15 protein-coding genes and 1 pseudogene are annotated in these 18,019 nt (G+C 41.7%); 7 read left to right on the top strand and 9 right to left on the bottom strand.

What is annotated here, in order from left to right; translation table 11 throughout:
* Window positions 1–6: 6 nt before the first annotated feature.
* Window positions 7–429, bottom strand: a complete 423-nt coding sequence (locus C900_RS03115; protein ID WP_009578124.1) for a hotdog fold thioesterase — start codon at window positions 427–429, stop codon at window positions 7–9.
* Window positions 430–478: 49 nt separating this feature from the next.
* Here C900_RS03115 and C900_RS03110 point away from each other — a divergent pair, with 49 nt between their 5' ends.
* Window positions 479–1,111, top strand: coding sequence for a histidine phosphatase family protein (locus tag C900_RS03110; protein WP_157493870.1), 633 nt, complete (start codon window positions 479–481; stop codon window positions 1,109–1,111).
* Window positions 1,112–1,225: 114 nt separating this feature from the next.
* Here the strand turns inward: C900_RS03110 and C900_RS03105 are convergent, their stop codons facing one another.
* Genes C900_RS03105 through C900_RS03095 form a run of 3 tightly spaced genes read right to left on the bottom strand, consistent with a single transcriptional unit; the run spans window position 1,226 to window position 4,592 of the window.
* A complete protein-coding gene (locus C900_RS03105; protein WP_040495421.1) occupies window positions 1,226–2,707 on the bottom strand; it encodes a tetratricopeptide repeat protein in 1,482 nt (493 codons plus the stop codon).
* A gap of 2 nt (window positions 2,708–2,709) precedes the next feature.
* Window positions 2,710–3,489: a zinc ribbon domain-containing protein gene (locus C900_RS03100; protein ID WP_009578121.1), complete on the bottom strand. Its 780-nt coding sequence runs from the start codon at window positions 3,487–3,489 to the stop codon at window positions 2,710–2,712.
* Window positions 3,490–3,494: 5 nt separating this feature from the next.
* Window positions 3,495–4,592: a Nif3-like dinuclear metal center hexameric protein gene (locus C900_RS03095; protein WP_009578120.1), complete on the bottom strand. Its 1,098-nt coding sequence runs from the start codon at window positions 4,590–4,592 to the stop codon at window positions 3,495–3,497.
* Between the two features lie 61 nt (window positions 4,593–4,653).
* Here C900_RS03095 and lpxK point away from each other — a divergent pair, with 61 nt between their 5' ends.
* Genes lpxK through C900_RS03080 form a run of 3 tightly spaced genes read left to right on the top strand, consistent with a single transcriptional unit; the run spans window position 4,654 to window position 8,223 of the window.
* Complete coding sequence (lpxK, locus tag C900_RS03090; protein ID WP_040495420.1) at window positions 4,654–5,685, top strand: tetraacyldisaccharide 4'-kinase; 1,032 nt, start codon at window positions 4,654–4,656, stop codon at window positions 5,683–5,685.
* A gap of 22 nt (window positions 5,686–5,707) precedes the next feature.
* Window positions 5,708–7,621 (top strand): putative porin, encoded by a 1,914-nt coding sequence (locus C900_RS03085; RefSeq protein WP_009578118.1) that lies wholly within the window; start codon window positions 5,708–5,710, stop codon window positions 7,619–7,621.
* 8 nt (window positions 7,622–7,629) lie between these two features.
* Window positions 7,630–8,223 (top strand): MiaE family protein, encoded by a 594-nt coding sequence (locus tag C900_RS03080; protein WP_009578117.1) that lies wholly within the window; start codon window positions 7,630–7,632, stop codon window positions 8,221–8,223.
* 111 nt (window positions 8,224–8,334) lie between these two features.
* On the opposite strand, the gene C900_RS03075 is transcribed toward C900_RS03080, so the two are convergent.
* Window positions 8,335–9,594, bottom strand: coding sequence for a hypothetical protein (locus C900_RS03075; protein ID WP_009578116.1), 1,260 nt, complete (start codon window positions 9,592–9,594; stop codon window positions 8,335–8,337).
* 148 nt (window positions 9,595–9,742) lie between these two features.
* Here C900_RS03075 and C900_RS03070 point away from each other — a divergent pair, with 148 nt between their 5' ends.
* Entirely contained in the window at window positions 9,743–10,981 is a 1,239-nt protein-coding gene (locus tag C900_RS03070; RefSeq protein ID WP_009578115.1) for an ABC transporter permease, read from the top strand.
* Between the two features lie 68 nt (window positions 10,982–11,049).
* Window positions 11,050–11,832: a hypothetical protein gene (locus tag C900_RS03065; protein ID WP_009578114.1), complete on the top strand. Its 783-nt coding sequence runs from the start codon at window positions 11,050–11,052 to the stop codon at window positions 11,830–11,832.
* Window positions 11,833–12,055: 223 nt separating this feature from the next.
* Here the strand turns inward: C900_RS03065 and C900_RS03060 are convergent, their stop codons facing one another.
* The gene (locus C900_RS03060; protein WP_009578113.1) at window positions 12,056–12,868 is read right to left on the bottom strand and encodes a PhzF family phenazine biosynthesis protein; all 813 of its coding nucleotides are present in this window, start codon (window positions 12,866–12,868) and stop codon (window positions 12,056–12,058) included.
* A gap of 746 nt (window positions 12,869–13,614) precedes the next feature.
* On the opposite strand from C900_RS03060, the gene C900_RS30800 reads away from it, so the two are divergent.
* A complete protein-coding gene (locus C900_RS30800) occupies window positions 13,615–15,651 on the top strand; it encodes a TonB-dependent receptor plug domain-containing protein (protein WP_009578111.1) in 2,037 nt (678 codons plus the stop codon).
* A gap of 73 nt (window positions 15,652–15,724) precedes the next feature.
* On the opposite strand, the gene C900_RS03050 is transcribed toward C900_RS30800, so the two are convergent.
* The 3 genes and pseudogenes from C900_RS03050 to C900_RS03040 all read right to left on the bottom strand — a co-directional run.
* A complete protein-coding gene (locus C900_RS03050; RefSeq protein ID WP_009578110.1) occupies window positions 15,725–16,552 on the bottom strand; it encodes a tetratricopeptide repeat protein in 828 nt (275 codons plus the stop codon).
* Entirely contained in the window at window positions 16,524–17,600 is a 1,077-nt protein-coding gene (locus C900_RS28050; RefSeq protein ID WP_051052761.1) for a hypothetical protein, read from the bottom strand. The genes C900_RS03050 and C900_RS28050 overlap by 29 nt, the downstream gene beginning before the upstream one ends.
* 46 nt (window positions 17,601–17,646) lie before the next feature.
* A pseudogene (locus C900_RS03040) lies at window positions 17,647–18,019 on the bottom strand (hypothetical protein); the annotation flags it as partial.

The following is an 18,019-nucleotide window of genomic DNA, read 5'->3' as shown; positions in this document are numbered from 1 at the left end:
TGTTTGTTATTTTCGTTTTTCTAAAATAGCCATTGTTATCCTGCTAACGCACACCAGTTCCTGGTGTTCATTGGTGATCTTTATTTCCCATACCTGGGTTGATTTCCCTACATGGATAGGAGTGGTAATGCCGTAAACATAGCCATCCCGAACCCCTTTGATGTGATTAGCATTGATTTCGAGACCTACACAAAAGTATTTTGAACTGTCAACAGAGCAGTGCGCTGCAACACTACCTAACGTTTCTGCCAGCGCTACACTAGCGCCTCCGTGTAAAAGGCCATATGGCTGATGGTGCCTGTGGTCAACAGGCATTTTAGCTTTGATAAAATCCTGGCCTACCTCGGTAAACTCAATATCCAGGTGCTTCATCATGGTATTGTTATTCATTTTATTGAGTTGTTCGAGGGTTATCAGAGGATTGATCATGCTAATTGATAAAAAAAGTTAATTTTGCATGCCAAAAATACAGACAAAATTGAAAAGCAAAAAAATATATTTGGTACGCCACGGGCAGACAGACTATAACCTTAAAAAAATAGTGCAGGGCAGTGGCATTGATGCACCTTTAAATGAGACGGGACGCATGCAGGCGGAGCAATTTTACAAGACTTTTCAACATGTTAGCTTCGATAAGATATACACCTCTACCCTGCAAAGAAGTATTCAATCGGTGGAGCGTTTTATACAGAAAGGTATTCCTCATGAAGCGCTGAGTGGACTTAATGAGATCAACTGGGGCACACGCGAAGGTATGGAGATCACACCTGAAGAAGATGCTTACTATCATCAGGTAATAGCCGAATGGCAGGCGGGTAATACTGCGTTGCGAATTGAAGGCGGGGAGAGCCCTGAGGATGTTTTTGAACGGCAAAAGGAGGCGTTGGAGCATATTTTATCTCACGATAATGAGGAGACCATTTTGATCTGTATGCATGGCAGGGCAATGAGGGTTTTTCTTTGTCAGATGCTTAACTATCCACTGCAGTGCATGGACTTGTTTGCCCATTCCAACCTGTGTATGTACAAGCTGGTGTATACCGGCAACATGTTTTCGCTACACACCTTCAATGATATAAGGCACCTGAATGGATACTGTTCGCAGCTCTAATTTCACAGTTCACAGTTCACAGTTCTTCGTTCTCAGTTCACTGCAAAACTGGAAACTGAAAACTGAAAACTGGAAACTGGAAACTGGAAACTGGAAACTGGAAACTGGAAACTGTTACAACTGTTCAAGCGCTGCTTTGGCTTTGTTGTCGAGACTTGTTTTGTACTCATGGTTTTTGTAGCTCAGCACCTGGTTGAAATAGTTTTTCGCCCAGGGGGTGTCGTTTTGTGCCCGATAGATGTAGCCTAGCTGCAGGCAGGCGTTAGGAGCAAAGTACCAGTTTTCCCTTCCGGAGGCATCGATAGTCTCCTGATACAGGCCTATTGCTTCTTTGATCTTTCCCGATTTGTGCAACAATCTTGCCTTTCGGTAAACAAATTCCACCCTTTCTTTTTTTGAATTTAATACAAAAGGCTGTTCAAGAAGTTCTTCCGCCTGTTGGTAAAACCCGCCATCCGTCAGCAGGCGTAGCTTCATGATCATTTTATTCGGATACTCGGTTTGGCTCAGACTTTTAGACGCGTGCTTATCCGCTTCTGAGATTGTTTTCCCGGCAGATTGAGCCTTCTTATGAGCCCTTATCGCTTTGTCTTCTTCATTACTTATCCAATAAGTGAGAAACAGCTTATAATATGCGTCTTTAATAAAATTTTCCCCTTTGCTATTCTTTATAAAATCATGAAAGTATGTCTCAGCTAATGGATAATCACCTTTTTGAAGGTATATTTCACCCGCCAGGTAATTAAGAAAATTGAATTCCAGGTAGTTATCATCCAGTTCCATGAGGTCATTAAAAACATCAAGAGCCGTTTCACTTTGCGAATTTTTGATCAGTAGCGACATGTAGAGATACCCGAATAGCAGGTTTTTGTCGTTTAATTGAAAAAGCTCATTGAAGTTTGATACCGCTGTATCAGATTCGTTCAGCAAATAAGCCTGAAGGAGGTAGTGTACAACTTTTGCTTCCTGGCTAAACATACCATCGGAATCAGCAACTCGTTGTATCTCTGCAATACCCTGTTGTACGGTGCCATGCATTCCCAATAGGCTCATTATCCACTGGTATCTCTCCGGTACTGATCCTATCATGACGTGCAGCAGGCCCATAGATTTGTAGTTGGGAATGAAGCTGGCGTGTTGGCGGTCACTGTTTTTTCTGATCAGCTTGTAGGCCTGGCGAAAATCCCAGGCGGCTGTCCAGTCATTACCAAATTTTAGATTAACAAACGCTTTTTGCAGATACATTTCTGCCAGGTAAAAATTTTTGTAGGGGCTACCGGACTTGAGACCATCTATAATATCCGTTCTATGCTTTACACCCACCTCATAATTATCAAACATTGTAGGGTCATCTGTAACTATGATCTTCAGAGTTTCACTCAGGTTGTATAAATAAAGAGATGCGGGTCTTGTTTTTTTTAATAGCAATTCGCCCTGCTCGAGTCTGAGGGATATGATGTGTTGATATGCCTTTTTTTCCTGTTCGTTAAATTGCCAGTCAACATCACTGGCGTAGGAGTAGCCTATGGTACAAAAAAAAAGGTAAGCTGGAAGGCTTACCCTTTTTATAAAATGAATGTATCCTGATAAAACCAAGCTTATGCCTTTTTCTTTCTTCTGGTTGCTCTTTTGGGTTTATCATCCGTCATAGATTCCATGTCCACATCGGCCAGAATTCTACCTGAGTGCTCATCAATAACAATCTTTTTCTTCTCTCGTATCTCGGCAATCTTTTGAGGAGGGATCACGATGTTACATCCCTCTGCTGCGCCTCTTTTTACCGAAACTACAGCCAGCCCATTTGAAAGATTAACCCGTAGCTTCTCGTAGTATTTTAATAATTTGGGCTCAATTTTCTTCGTTGCCTTTTCCCTGTCGCTTCTTAACTTAGATTCTTCCTCTTCGCTATCTTCAAGAATCTCTTTTAATTCTTGCTGCTTATTGTCGAGATCTGCGCCTCTGTCACTTATCAGGGACTCGATACTTTGAATTTCTTCTTTTTTTCTTTCGATGGCTTCGTGAGCTTCCTTTATTTTTTTCTCAAGGATCTGGATCTCTAACTCCTGAAGTTCCACCTCTTTGGTGATGGCGTCATACTCACGGTTATTTCGAACGTTGTTTTGCTGTTCGTTGTATTTTTGGATCAGCTTTTCTGCTTCTTTGATGCCTACGCGGCTATCTTTTATAGATTGTTCCAGTTCTTCTAATTCGGTGCTGAATCTTCCAAGTCTGGTTTTGTACCCCTCAATCTCGTCTTCGAGATCCTGAACTTCATCAGGCAAATCCCCTCTTAATTTTTTTATTTCATCAAGCTTTGAATCAATAGATTGTAATTTTACAAGAGCTTCGAGTTTTTGTGCAACACTAGTGTTTTCCATGTAATCTATAAGTAACTAATTGGATTTGTTACAGTTTCTGATAAATTGTGTGCAAAGGTAGTAAATTTTTTACTTAATATCTCATGAATTAATTCTTTTGTAAAGACTTCACTTTCATAATGTCCGATATCCGCTATTATGATCCTGTCTTCAGCATCAAAAAACTCATGATACTTAAAGTCAGCAGTAATATATACATCAGCTTTTTGAGCAATGGCTGCCGGCAGTAAAAAACTACCTGAGCCTCCGCAAACGGCTACCTTTTTTATTCCTTTTTTCAAAGTGCGTGTATGTCTTACACAAGTCAGCGACATACTACTTTTTAAATGTTTTAAAAAGGCAAAAGGTTCCATTTCTTCCTTTAATTCTCCCATCATGCCGGCTCCAACCTCTTGGCTGTAGTTGCTCAGGGGAGAGAGAAAATAAGCTACCTCTTCATAAGGATGGGCGTGGTGCAGGGCGGCAATTACCTTCCTCTCCAGATGAGTGGGAAGTATCAACTCTACTCTGTCTTCAGTTACCTCTTCCTGCTCGTTGGCTTTTCCAATGTGAGGACTGGCCACATCATTGGGCTTAAAGGTACCTGTGCCTTCCACGCGAAAGCTACAATGGCTGTAATTTCCGATGTTGCCTGCACCCGCAGAATGCACAGCATCTAATACTTCCCGCGTGTTTTGTTTGGGGATAAATGTTACCAGTTTTGATAACATAGCGGGCCTGGGTACTAAAACAGAAGTGTTTTCCAGGCCAATCTTATCGCATATCTTTTTATTTACACCATTGAATACATTATCAAGATTCGTATGAATGGCATAAATGGCTACATCATTCTTCAAAGCTTTTATCACTGTTCTCTCCACATAATTACGCCCGGTAAGCGACTTCAATCCCTTAAAGATAATGGGATGGTGCGCTATTATCAGGTTGCAGTTTTTATCCAGGGCTTCCTGCACGACTTCTTCGGTTACATCGAGTGTAATAAGCACATTCGTAACCGCCATACTGCTGTCGCCAGTAATCAGGCAGGAGTTGTCGTAACCCTCTTGATATGCCGGAGGAGCAATATTTTCTAAATATTGGATTATGTCTTTTATTTTAGTCATAAATGGCCAATTTTGTGGTGATTCAAAGTTATGTAAATGTGCAATACCTGACAGGTCATTCATGAATTTTTTAGGCGTCTTACTTTTTCCATTCACCTTTTTATATGACCTGATCACGCGTTTAAGGAATTATTTGTACGATACAGGTTACAAAAGATCTTTTGAGTTTCAGACCAATGTTATATCTGTGGGTAACTTGTCAGTCGGGGGTACGGGAAAAAGCCCCATGGTAGAGTATATTATACGACTACTGAGAAACAGGAAGCTCGTAACGTTGAGCAGAGGCTATGGCAGGCAATCTCGTGGATTCAGGATTGCTACTGAGGAGGATACTCCCAAGACTATAGGAGATGAACCATATCTGTTTTATAAAAAGTTTGATCATGTGTATGTTACAGTAGGGGAGCAGCGTGCGGTGGCCATTCCTTTTATTTTGGCGGAATTGCCTGATACGGAGGTGATCATACTTGATGATGCCTACCAGCATCGTCCTGTAAAACCAAGTCTTAATATCCTTCTTACTGATTATACAAAGCCATTTTTTGAAGACCACATTTTGCCAACTGGCCGATTAAGAGAAAGTAGAAAGGGGGCAAAAAGGGCTGATATCATTGTGGTTACCAAGTGTCCTGAAAACCCGGATGTACACAGGTATGACCTGCAGATAAAAAAATATAATCCGACCGCCCATATCGCATTTAGCTCCATTGCTTATCTGCCTCCACAGAGAATTTCGGGGACAAGAGATTTCTGTCAAAATGTATTCTTGGTAACCGGTATCGCTAACCCCAGGTCTCTTAAGGAACACATAGAGGCGAATTATAGATTAATTGGTGAACATTACTTTAAAGATCACCATGACTATACAGAAAAAGACGTGCGTTTGATCAAGAAGGAATTTGAAGCAAAGGCGAAAGATGTCGCGTGTGTGTTGACAACAGAAAAGGATATGGTAAAGCTACATCCTTTATTGAAAAAAGGTGAATTTTCCGGGCTTCCGGTATTTTATTTGCCTATTGAGACTGTTTTTGTAAATGGTGGCAAGAGATTTGATGAAATGGTCCTGAATTCAATCAGGTCTTATTCAGATTAGGAGTTTTTAGTTAATTTTGAGCGTGGAATTTAGATTAGCAGCTATTATTTTAGTATTTCTGTCTCTGGCCAATCAGGCATTTTCTCAAATAGAAATACCTGAGGAAGGACGAAAGGATCGTGTTGGATCAGGTATTTTGGATGATTCTACGAAGCAGGTATATGGCCCAAGTACCACCCGGTTTACATTTGAAAGAAATATTAAATATAATAATCCCCATTACTGGAATATTGACACTTCTGTAGTTGACCTTCACAAATATCAATTTGTGGCACAAACAGAGAATTTGTATCAGAACCTGGGAAATATAGGAACAGCAATGAATCCGATTTATCCTCAGATACCTCATCAGATCGGGGCTACTTCAGGTTTTAACATTTATGATATTTTCTATCAGGGGCCGGAAGAGGTCAGGTATTTTGACACACGATCTCCATATTCTAAGTTCGGCATTATATGGGGAGGACGTGGAAGGTCCATCACTGAGGCTGCGTATACAAGGAATATCGATGAACGCTCCAACTTTGGATTTGATTTCAGAGGGTTATTCATTGATAAACAGATCCAACGGAGAGGCCGGGGCGATCGCCATGCGGAAGGGATCTACTACAGAGGCTTTGGTAGCTATAGCACCAGGAATGGCCGCTATACTATATTAGGGAGCTTTATCAGAAACAGACATAAGGTAGATGAATATGGAGGTATACTGACTGATGGCACCGAGAACAGTAACGATGTCTTTTTCGATCAAAACCGTCAGATAACCCTTACCAACGCGGAGACAGATGAGCTACGCACCAACTATCATATATACCATCAGTATAAACTGAATGATTTTATTCAGCTTTACCATTCTTATGACAGGTACAAGCAGCAAAATGATTTCCTGGATCAGTTGGATACCACACAGACTTTTTTTGATTTCATAGAGGTGGATTCGGCTATTGTAAAAGACCGTTCAAAGCTGATTTATCGTATGCATGAGATCGGGGTAAAAGGGGATATTGGAAAGACTTTTTACAACTTCTATTATAAAGCGCGCGATGTAGACTTCAGGTATAAGTACCTGCCGGATACACTTAATTTTGAAACGAAGTATCTCGAGAATTATGGTGGGTTTAATTTGCGATTTGGCAATGATTCCATCAGTTATATCAGCGCATATGGCGAATATAAGCTTGGCGGGGAGTATAGATTTGGGGCTGAGATAAGGAACAGTTGGTTTTTCGCGGAGGCAGTCAGCGCTAAATACCTGCCCGCCTACATTCAGAGAGCGTACAGGGGAAGCCATGATTTTTGGATCAACGACTTTAAATCCCCCATTTCATCAGGCTTAAAAGCGGGTTTTCTGTTGAAGCTGGGACCAATAGCATTGATGCCCTCGGGAGAATATAATTTGCTGACCAACTATGTTTACTTCAGGAAATTTAATGTTGACGAGGGTGAGCAGTCAGTGTTACCCGTACAAGCATCGGGTGATATCAATTTACTTAAAGGGCAGTTTGACCTGAGTGTTGATTTCCTCAGGCATTTTAATTTCAAGACCAAGGTCATTTATGCCAATGTTTCGGGAGGGTCAGCCGATGCCATTAGTGTTCCCGAGCTTTTTGGCAATGGCCAGATATCCTACGCGAATATTTTCTTTAAAGGAAATCTCGAACTACAAACCGGGATAGATGTTCATGTAAAAACAGCTTATGAAGCACAGGCTTATGATCCGGCCATTATGCAGTTTTATGTCGGAGAGGGCTTTGAGGTTCCTTTTTTTCCTGTACTGGATATATTCGTTAATGCCAAAATCAACAGGGGCAGGTTCTTTATCAAGTATAATAACTTCATGAAGTTATTCAGAGAAAATGGGTATTTCCTTACACCTGATTACCCTGCTCAGGACAATGTTCTTGATTTTGGCATTAATTGGGCTTTTTACGATTAGATATTAGAATGGAAAAACATGTACTTGGATTAGAGCTACCAACCGACCCGAGATGGGTCAACATTGCAGAAAAAAACATAGAGGATATCCTAATTGATCACGCTTACTGTGAGCAAAAAGCCGCCAGTTCTTGTATATCGCTTATCGTTAAATACCCCGAACGACAGGAGCTGGTAGACATGCTGACCCCTGTAGTAGCCGAAGAATGGAGTCATTTTGAGCGTGTGCTTGAGGAGATGAAAAAGCGAGGTTTCAGTTTGGGCAAACAAAGAAGGGATGAATATGTGGCGCAATTGGCTCATATAGAGAAAAAGGGAGGAAGCAGAGAAGATCAATTGGTGGAAAAGCTGTTGATCAATGCGCTTATAGAAGCTCGAAGCTGCGAGCGCTTCAGGCTACTCTGGAAGAATATCAGTGATAAAAGCCTGCAGCAATTTTACTATGAATTGATGGTATCCGAAGCAGGGCATTATAAAAATTTCCTAAAATTGGCGAAATCATATAAACCAGAGGCCTATGTGAATCAACGATGGAAAGAGATCCTTGCTGCTGAAGCGGAGATCATCAAAACCCTTGAGGTAAGGCCCGACAGAATGCATTAGGGCGAAGCGCTTGGCGTAATGAGCAAAGCGCCAAGTGCTAAGAGCAAAGCGTCAGGTGCCGGGGCGTCAAATACAGATACCGAATCTCAAATCTCATATCTCACATCTGCATCACGTCTTCTGCTTCTTCTTTTTGGCTGCCGGAAACAGTATGTTATTGAGGATCAGCCTGTAACCTGGTGATTTGGGGTGAAGATTCAGGTCAGTAGGTTCTTCATTGACCAGGTGCTGGTAGTCTTCAGGGTCGTGACCACCGTAGAATGTCCAGAAACCCTTACCGAAAATACCGTGAACATACTTCACTTCTTTGATGGATTTATTTTCGCCCATGATCACCACATCGGGCTTGACCAAATGTTTTTTATAGCCGGTAGTTTGTCCATAAAAGCCCTTGATCACCCGGGTGTGGTTCTGCGTGAGCATGGTGGGTATGGGATCCCATTTTGCTGAAAATTCAAAGAGGTTGAAGAAATCATTTTCCTCCCTCAGACCTCTTTCCGACAACTGATTATCGATATTGGAAAACTCATACTCGTAGGGGTCTCTTGATATCTTGAAATTATAAAAGGCGAATGTGTTTTCAAAGTTCAGTTTTTGCTGAGCTGCCGGATCGGCCGGGTCACCATCAAACATGCGCTCCACTATATCTATGCCTTCAGCAGCCAGCGCAATATCATACGAGTCGGTGGCAGAGCACATGGCAAATAGAAAGCCGCCCCCACTTACAAATTCTTTTATTCGCTTCGCTACGGCCAGTTTTAGTAGCGACACCTTATTAAACCCATGTTTACGGGCTGATTCTTCAAACTCTCGTTGTTGCTCGATATACCAGGGCATATTTTTAAAAGAGCGATAAAATTTTCCATACTGCCCAGTAAAGTCTTCATGGTGAAGATGAAGCCAGTCGTACTTGGGTAGGTCTCCTCTCAAAACTTCATCATCAAAGATCACATCATAGGGAATCTCGGCATAAGTAAGCACCAGCGTTACCGCATCATCCCAGGGGAGCTTGCTTTTGGGAGTGTACACGGCAATTTTCGGGAACTTCTCCAGCCTCATTACATCGGTATTGGAAGAGGGGCTTGCAATTTCTTCCAGTATCTGGTTAGACTGAGCATCAGAAATAACAGAATAACTCACGCCTCTTATAATCAATTCATTTTCAAACTTTTGATAATATTTGAACATGAAACTCCCTCCACGATAGTTAAGCAGCCAATCAACTTCCACTTCATTTTGAAGGATCCAATAAGCAATACCATAAGCTTTCAGGTGGTTCGACTGCTTTCCGTCCATCGGAATGATAATATAGCTGGCGTAGGCACCTGAACATACTATAACAGCTAAAAACGTAAAGAGAAATCTCCTCATGTCACAATATTTTATACGTTTGCCCGTGGGCATTGCTAAATTTCAACTTTCTAATTTACCGATAAAATACTTTATCAACTAATCAGACAATTTATAAACGTATTAACGATGGGATTGATTAGATTAGTTTCATAAAAGTAGGATTTCCATGAACCTGATAGAAAATATAAAGGAAGGCCTTAGGTCAATAAATGCTAATTTGCTCAGAACAATTTTGACTGCGCTGATCGTAGCAATCGGTATCACCAGTCTGGTGGGTATACTGACGGCCGTTGATGGCATTCAATATTCTGTGAAAGATAGCCTTGCCGAATTAGGGGTAAACACCTTCGATATCTATTCCAAACGTAATCGTGGCGGAAGGAGAGGAGGGGTTACCGAAAAGGTGGTGCCGCCACTGAAGCTCAAGGAAGCTGTCAGGTTTACCGAACTTTACAGGTATCCGTCATCGGTTGCCCTTTCAACGCGGGTAACTCAAATTGCAGAGGTGAAGTACCAGTCTGAAAAAACCAATCCTAATGTGATGGTTACCGGGGCTAATGAAGAATACATCGCTTTGGAAGGGCTCAATATAAAAAAAGGAAGGAACTTCTCCGCGGTTGAAATTCAATATGGCACCAACGTAACGATTATTGGTCAGGATGTGGAAAAGGCTTTATATAAAAATGGAAAGGACCCTATCAATACTGAAATTTCTTTTCTTGGAGCTAAATACAGGGTGATAGGCGTACTTGACAAAAAAGGCCAGATGGGTGGAGGCGGTGGGCCTGATAATTCCGTGATCGTACCCATCATCAATGCCAGCAGATTTTCTTCCAACAGAGTGCTGAGGTATGGCCTAACTGTGGGTATCACCAATGCGGAGGAAATGGAAGTGGCAATGGGAGAAGCTACCGGCTTAATGCGAAAGATCAGGCAAGACCGGCTTGGGGAGCCCAATTCATTTGAAATTGCCAAAAGTGAATCTCTGGCGGATACCATGAAAGAGATTAGCGGCGTGTTGCGAATTGCAGGTTTCGGTATTGGTTTTATTACACTTCTCGGTGCATGCGTGGCCTTAATGAATATTATGATGGTGTCTGTAACAGAAAGAACCCGTGAAGTGGGGGTAAGGAAGGCATTAGGAGCGACACCGTTGAGGATCCGCCAGCAATTTATCATAGAAGCAATAGTAGTTTGTCTTTTGGGTGGTCTGGCCGGTGTCATACTTGGGATCGGAATTGGCAACCTGTTTGCCAGTATATTGGGTATAGATGGTTTTGTAATGCCCTGGGTGTGGATCATCGTGGGCCTGGTGGTGTGCGTGGCAGTTGGCCTTATCTCAGGGTACTATCCCGCTAATAAAGCAGCCCGTCTCGACCCGATTGAGTCACTGAGGTTTGAATAAGCCGGAATTCAATGGCATAAATCACTTGCTAAACTCTGGAATATTTGCTAACTAGTGCCTGATTATTAATGAAAAAGCTTGGCTTCATTAGTATTTGGCTGCTGATTGCAACTGTTGCCTATGGCGGTGAGATAGTACTCTCCGGTACTTATATGGGAAAGCCCGTATTTGTTCAGAACCCTTTTAATCATTCCCGAAATTCTTTTTGTACGGATGCCGTATATGTCAATGACCGTAAGCTTTTTGAGGCACCACAGATTTCCGCATTTAAAATAGACCTATCTTACCTGAAAATGGAGGATCTGGTGGTAATCCGGATCGTTTTCTCTGATGGGTGCCAACCACGGGTTGTCAACCCACAAGTGATACAACCACGATCAAACTTCAAGTTCATCACCAGCCAATCCGATAATAGCTCAATAAGCTGGACCACAGCCGGAGAACTGTCGGGTGGACAATTTGAAGTAGAGAAATTTCTGGCAGATAAGGATAAATGGGAAAGTTTTAAATCTGTCCGTGCCCGGGGTAATCAGGAAACTAACCAGTATGCCATTGGTGCTCTGCATCAGACCGGGGAAAACAGATACAGAATAAGATATGAAGCTCCTGATGGTATAGTGACGTACTCAGTAGAGGTCTCATATACTTCCTCTTATCACCCAATTACTTTTTATCCTGCCATAGCTACAACCAAAATAACCCTTTCCGACACCACATCCTATTCTATCACGGACTCCTATGGTAAGCTGGTGAAAAAAGGAGAAGGGAGAGAGATATTGGTTTATGATCTTAATCCGGGTGAATACTATCTGAACATCCAGAACAGGATGGAGAGGTTTGTGAAGAAGTAAGGCTGGTCACTGGTCATTGGTTGGTAACTGCCAACTGTGAACTGGGAATATGAATTGGGAATATGAACTGCGAAACTACAAACTACGAACACAAACAGTGAACTATAAACAGTGAACCGTAAACTGTAAACTATAAACTATAAACTATAAACTGTAAACTGTAAACTGTGAACCGTGAACTGTAAACTGTAAACTGTAAACTGTTTACTAATAATTATTAACATTATATTCTTATTAGCCCCTCGAGCACTACATGCGCCTGGCTCAAAACTTCCAGAGTATCATTAGAAGTAATTTTCAGGTGCATGTAGCCACCCCTTTTAGATGCCTGGTATGCTTTCATTTCTGTTTTGCCTAACCTATCACCCCAATATCTGGCAAGTACCGAATGTGCGGCACCCGTCACAGGGTCTTCATTGATGCCGATCCAGGGACAGAAGCAACGAGAATAGAAATCATAATTTTCGTCATCAGACTTAGTGGTCACTACCACCTCTTTTATTTGATCTGAAGCTTTGATCAGCTCGTTGAAGTCTGGTTTGAGGTTTAAAAGGGTATGTTTGCCGGCTACTTCTACCAGCAGCATGTCGAGTTCTTTTGCAAAATATGCCTGAGAGGTATTATTAATACCTAACGCACGATAAAATTCTTCACCGGGCTCATATCCGGTTGTATCATACAGTGGGAACTTCATCAAGATATTGTCATCGACTATTGAAGCAAAAAGTTGCAGATCATGGGCTGTTGTAAAGTGGACCTCATTTTTATGTAATACCTCCAATACAAGCTTAGCAGATGCAAGTGTAGCATGTCCACAGAAGGGAATTTCAACTGTTGGCGTGAAATACCGGATGGAATAGCGGGTTTCGTCTTTTGGGTAAGGCATCAGGAAGGCAGTCTCAGATAAATTGAGCTCACCGGCAATGTCCTGCATGATGGCTTCCGGAAGGGTGTTATCCAGCAGGCATACTCCCGCAGGATTTCCCCTGAATGCTTTGTCTGTAAAGGCGTCTATTATGAAAGTTTTGATGTTCATCAATGTTGGGATTTATGATCCAAGTAAAACTAATATTTTCATTTATATATCAATGCTGTTAGGTTAGGAAAAGCGCTTCTTAAGAAGCACAGTCATCCCGATCTATCCAACAACTTTCAGTTGATTTTGTGGATAATGACATTACACATCATTAACCACAGAGGAAGCAGAGGAGCAACAGAATCACAAACCACCACGTCATCCTGGAATTTTATAGAGTAACGGAGAAAATATTCAGGATACCCTTGATCCATGGCAGAAGTTGAAGCCCGGACACAGCCAGTAGCGAGGAGATCACGGATCTTCCCCTGAGTCCTGGCTAGAGACAGGCGGGATAACGGTAGTGGGGAATTGAATAATTCTCTGACTATCGGCATGTAATGAAAACTTGTCATTGGTGCCCCAAGAGAGATCTATACATCTTTAAAGCAGTTGCTTGTGCATAGATGCCTTTCCTCATATGAAATCGGAATGGGCTACCAGAGTCTGTATCGACTATTGGGACATGGCGCTTAACCTTGTTTTTAATTTTTGCATGCTGCAACCAGAAACGAAACTTTGAAGAATTTTACAATTTTAAAACTCTTTGTAATCCGTTATCAGAACGTAGAACTTTATCTTTTTTATGCTTTTTGATGTTGTATATAATCTTATAGCCGTATAACTTTTCCAATAAATGTTCTTCTTTTTCTGCCAGACTTTTTGTATATTAAAAAAAGTCTGTCACGGTTTTAATTATAAATATTATGAAGAAGAAACTCATTTATCCCGACCCTGGTAAACTCATAGTCGTGCTGCTATGGTTGTTTTCCTTCAATGTAGCATCAGCTCAAACTGATGCCGCTGATACTATTGATTACTTCTCTCTATCACTGGAAGAGCTCATGAATATGACCATTACTGTGGCTTCTACGGAAGCATTGTCTCCGCGTGAGTCTCCAGGTATTGTTAATCTGATCACTGCAGATGAGATAGCCCGATCGGGAGCGAGGGATCTGATCGATGTGTTGCGGCTGATACCGGGATTTGAATTTGGAGTTGATGTGCAGGGTGTAGTCGGAGTAGGACTGCGTGGTAACTGGGGGCACGAGGGAAAAATATTAATTCAGCTTGATGGACAGGAGATGAACGAAAGGAGTTTTGCCACTACCCAATTGGGGCATCATTTTCCATTGGAACAAATAGACCGGATAGAGATCATCAGGGGGCCGGGGTCGGCTATTTATGGGGGCTATGCCGAACTTGGAGTGATCAATATTATTACCAAAAAAGGCAAAATGCTTAATGGAGGAAGCGCCTCTGTGGCCTATGGGCAGATGGCTGAAACTCTCGGCCGCATGGAGGGTAATGTTATGATCGGGAGAAGTAGCGGAGATCTTTCCTTTGATGCCAAACTTACAGTAGCCCAAGGTAATAGAAGTGACAGGACATATACCGACTTTTATGGAGATAGCTATGACATGAAAGATAATTCTGCCATGGGTAACGTACATATAAACACCGGCCTTAAATATAAAGGTTTGGATGTCCGGTTGATCTATGAAGACTATAAGGTGGAGCAGCGAGATCTTTTCGATGCCGCAATGCCGGAGCCGGTGGATATGCATTTTAAAGGTTTGTACACTGAACTAAAATACGATTATCAGATGTCGAACCGGGTAAAGTTGACACCGAAATTTCAATACAAGCGTCAGAGGCCGTGGCTGGCTAATGATGCTATAGCATCTAGACTGGATACCATCAATGATGGTGAGTTTGAAGGAGTATTTGCAGACAAAACTGTTGAGCAAATCTTAGGTGATATCGCTTTTAACACCAACATTTCCACTAGAGTAAATACAATTGTCGGTTTCCAGTACTATATAGATCAAGGTACTTCTGTTTCAGGATATGAGTATGATTTTAATGAATCTACTGAGGTGAAATTTCACAATTTCAGTGCCTATGGTCAAGGTTTGTTTAAGCTTGACTTTGCTAATATAACCTTAGGCGCAAGGTATAACAATCACGAACAATTTGGTGATTCATTTGTGCCCCGCCTTGGGATAACTAAAGTTGTCAATAATTTTCATGGAAAGTTGCTGATTAGTCAAGCTTTCCGAGCTCCCAGTATTCAAAATATAGATGCTAATGAAGATATCAAACCTGAGCTAACAACAGTTTTTGAAATAGAAGCAGGATATCAATTTTCTGATAAGATGGTGCTTACGGCTAACTTCTTTAATATAAAAATTGAAGATCCCATTGTATACTTCTATGACAGTGATACTGGCGCTGAAGGTTACGCCAACTATAATGAAACAGGCACTCGTGGTGTAGAGCTTGAATATCAGTACAAAGATAGCTGGGGCTCGTTGGCTATGAATTATTCCTATTATACGGCCGGAGGGGACAATAAAGTGGTATCTTACGATGTGCCGGGCAATGATAATAAGCTACTGGGGCTGCCGCAGAGTAAATTCAACCTGTATGGCTCGTTTGCCCTGACCAAAAAAATCACTTTCACTCCCTCGTTTACTTACCTGGACGAACGAGCCGGTTTTGTGAGAGCTGATGACCTGGATAATCCTGTATTGGAAACTTTCGATCCTGCACTATTTGTCAACTTCTATTTTCAGTATAAAAATCTGCTTATTAAGAGCTTGACGGCAGGGGTTGGTGTTTTCAACCTGACCGACAATGACTATGCCTATATTCAACCCTATAACAGTGGTCACTCCCCGTTACCTGCAGCCAGCAGAGAAGTGGTGGTAAGATTGAAGTATCGGTTCAATTTCAATTGAGATTGATGGTGTTTGCTAAATGGAGGAGGCAAAGTATAAACCTTTGTGCTATCTTCATGAGTAAGCTTCTGGTTCAATCCAATTCAGCGAGTTTATCCTCTACCTGCATCAGATGTACTTCGTTATACACCTCTTTGTACGGATCTGTTTTCTTATAGCCTTTTTCCAGCAGTGTCTTTGCATGAAGCAGGGCCTCCAGTGCAGAAGCAGTGTCAGCCAGTTGAAGGTGAGTGATTCCTTTATAATAGTAGGCCATCGAAGATTTGTCATACAAGGTTAGCATTTTTTCAAAGTCAGCCAGGGCATCCTTATATCTGCCATTTTCCATATGGGTGATGCCGCGATAAACAAATACATAAATATCAACATTTTCTTCACCTTCACTGCTGATATAATAGTCGTATTCCTGTAGCGCCTGATCATATTGTTTTAGTTGCTGGTGCATTTTTCCTTTCAGGAAGTTTACATTCTCTCCCCAGGCGTAGTCTACCTCTTCGGGAGTGAGGTCATCGTATTTCTGCAGCTTTATCAGCGCCTTTTCATAATCTTTGTAAAGATTGGTCATTAACCAGGAGTAGTAATACAAAGTTTCGGAAGGGTTCAGCTCCTCAGCTTTCTCCAGTAAGGGAATAGCAACGTGATAATCACCTATTTTGCTATGGGTGACCGACTTTTCTTGTAGATAATCAGCATTTAATGGATCAAGGACCATCAAAGTGTCAAAAAGCGCTTGTTTAATCCGGCTGCCCTGGTAGTAATAATTTTTTATGCTATCCAGTTCTTGTAGTTTAGCTGATTTTTCTTCGTCTGACAAGTGGTCGAAGCGTATGCCTTGTTTCTGGTGGCAACCAGCCGTTATGAACAGGAAAATACTAAGGGAATATGTCAATAATTTTTCCATTGTTTATTCGAAAGGTGAGTAGTCTGTAAGTATCGATGGGCTGGCCATGCTCATCACGGCCGGGCTTCCAATCCTGAAGTCTTTCAGTGATCTCGAATATCTGACTTGAAATAGCCGGATCAAATTCTTTTTTCTTATAGTCATTATCAAGTTCCAGCATTTCAAATTTCCCTGCCTTGCCTTCACAATTCACAATAAACCTCATTCTGATGAGCCCGGATTCAGCAGAGTTTTCTGGTGCCCGGTAGCTGGCACTTACTATCTTATTGATATGGTAGAGTCCACCGTTGTAAACAGTGCCTTTGTAATAATAACGATGTGGCGGGTAGTTGATGTAAAGATATTTGTTGCAAAGCTGGAAATCTGACGGCCGATTAAAAGCCTGTCTGGGAAGAGAATTGTATACCACCTCTCTAAAGTCTCCTTCTTCCCATCTAAGGACCCTAAGCTCCTTGGAGGTAATGCTGATCACTTGCTCTATAAACTGAAAATTGTCTCTGCAAGAGCTATGGTTGCCATATTTATACAAAAAAATATAATCATCGACAGCATAGGTTTTATAGCAGTATTTATAGTAAGATGTCCCTCCCTTCGGAAGCTCCAGAAAAAAGCTGTCAGTGCTAAAATACAGTTCTTCGGTGTTGCTGAGCCAGTTGCTTTTCGTTAACAGCGCATTGACCTCATTTAAGGTCACATTTTTAGTTTTTCCCAGCCGATGAAAATGCCTCGGATAGATGGGATTCCACTGCAAATGATCATTTGTTATCGAGAAAAATTGTTCAGGAAATGCCTGATCCTTTAAAAATAAGCTGTCGGGAGTGATTCTGAAAGACTGCTTACTCCACTTATTGTCCTTTTCCCGGAGGTGCAGGGTATCACCCTCAAATTTCCAGAGTAGAGCGAGTGGATGATACTCACCACTGTCCAGTTCATAGGATCCGCCCATCCAAAGACCCTGGAGGTTTTCACTAGTGATTTTCTGTGTAGCCTCAGTGCATGCGGTAAAAATGGCTAAGGCGGAAATAAGAAAAGCTACTAAATATCTCATGACATAAAAGTAATAATATGATTCAATACAGGTAGTTAATGACCTGTTAATGTTGCTTTTTGGTTTTTAGGAGGTGAATTAAGCCGAAGGCAGGTCCCAATGCGAGAATCATAAACAGATACTGAGGATTTAAGAAAACAGAAAGGTATGTAAGCAGTTGAATGCTGGCAATGGTAATGGTGAAACCTATACAATTAACAACAGTCAGTCCGGTGCCGATGTATTCCTTGTCGGCGGTTTGAGCTATCAGGGTTGAGAATTGCGGAGAATCTGCTACTACAGCCATTCCCCAAACCAGCATGAAAGGCAGGAAAAGCCACGTTCCAAGAATAAATGGAGAAAGTATGCAACACAACCCGGAAATCGCCAGTGCATAGCTAGTGTAAAGAATTACAAAAAGACGAACTAATTTTGATAAA

The organism is Fulvivirga imtechensis AK7, from assembly GCF_000331535.1.
In the GTDB taxonomy this organism is placed as follows: Bacteria; Bacteroidota; Bacteroidia; order Cytophagales; family Cyclobacteriaceae; genus Fulvivirga; species Fulvivirga imtechensis.
The sequence above is the reverse complement of the archived record's forward strand: the minus strand, read 5'-3'. Positions and strand labels throughout refer to the sequence as shown.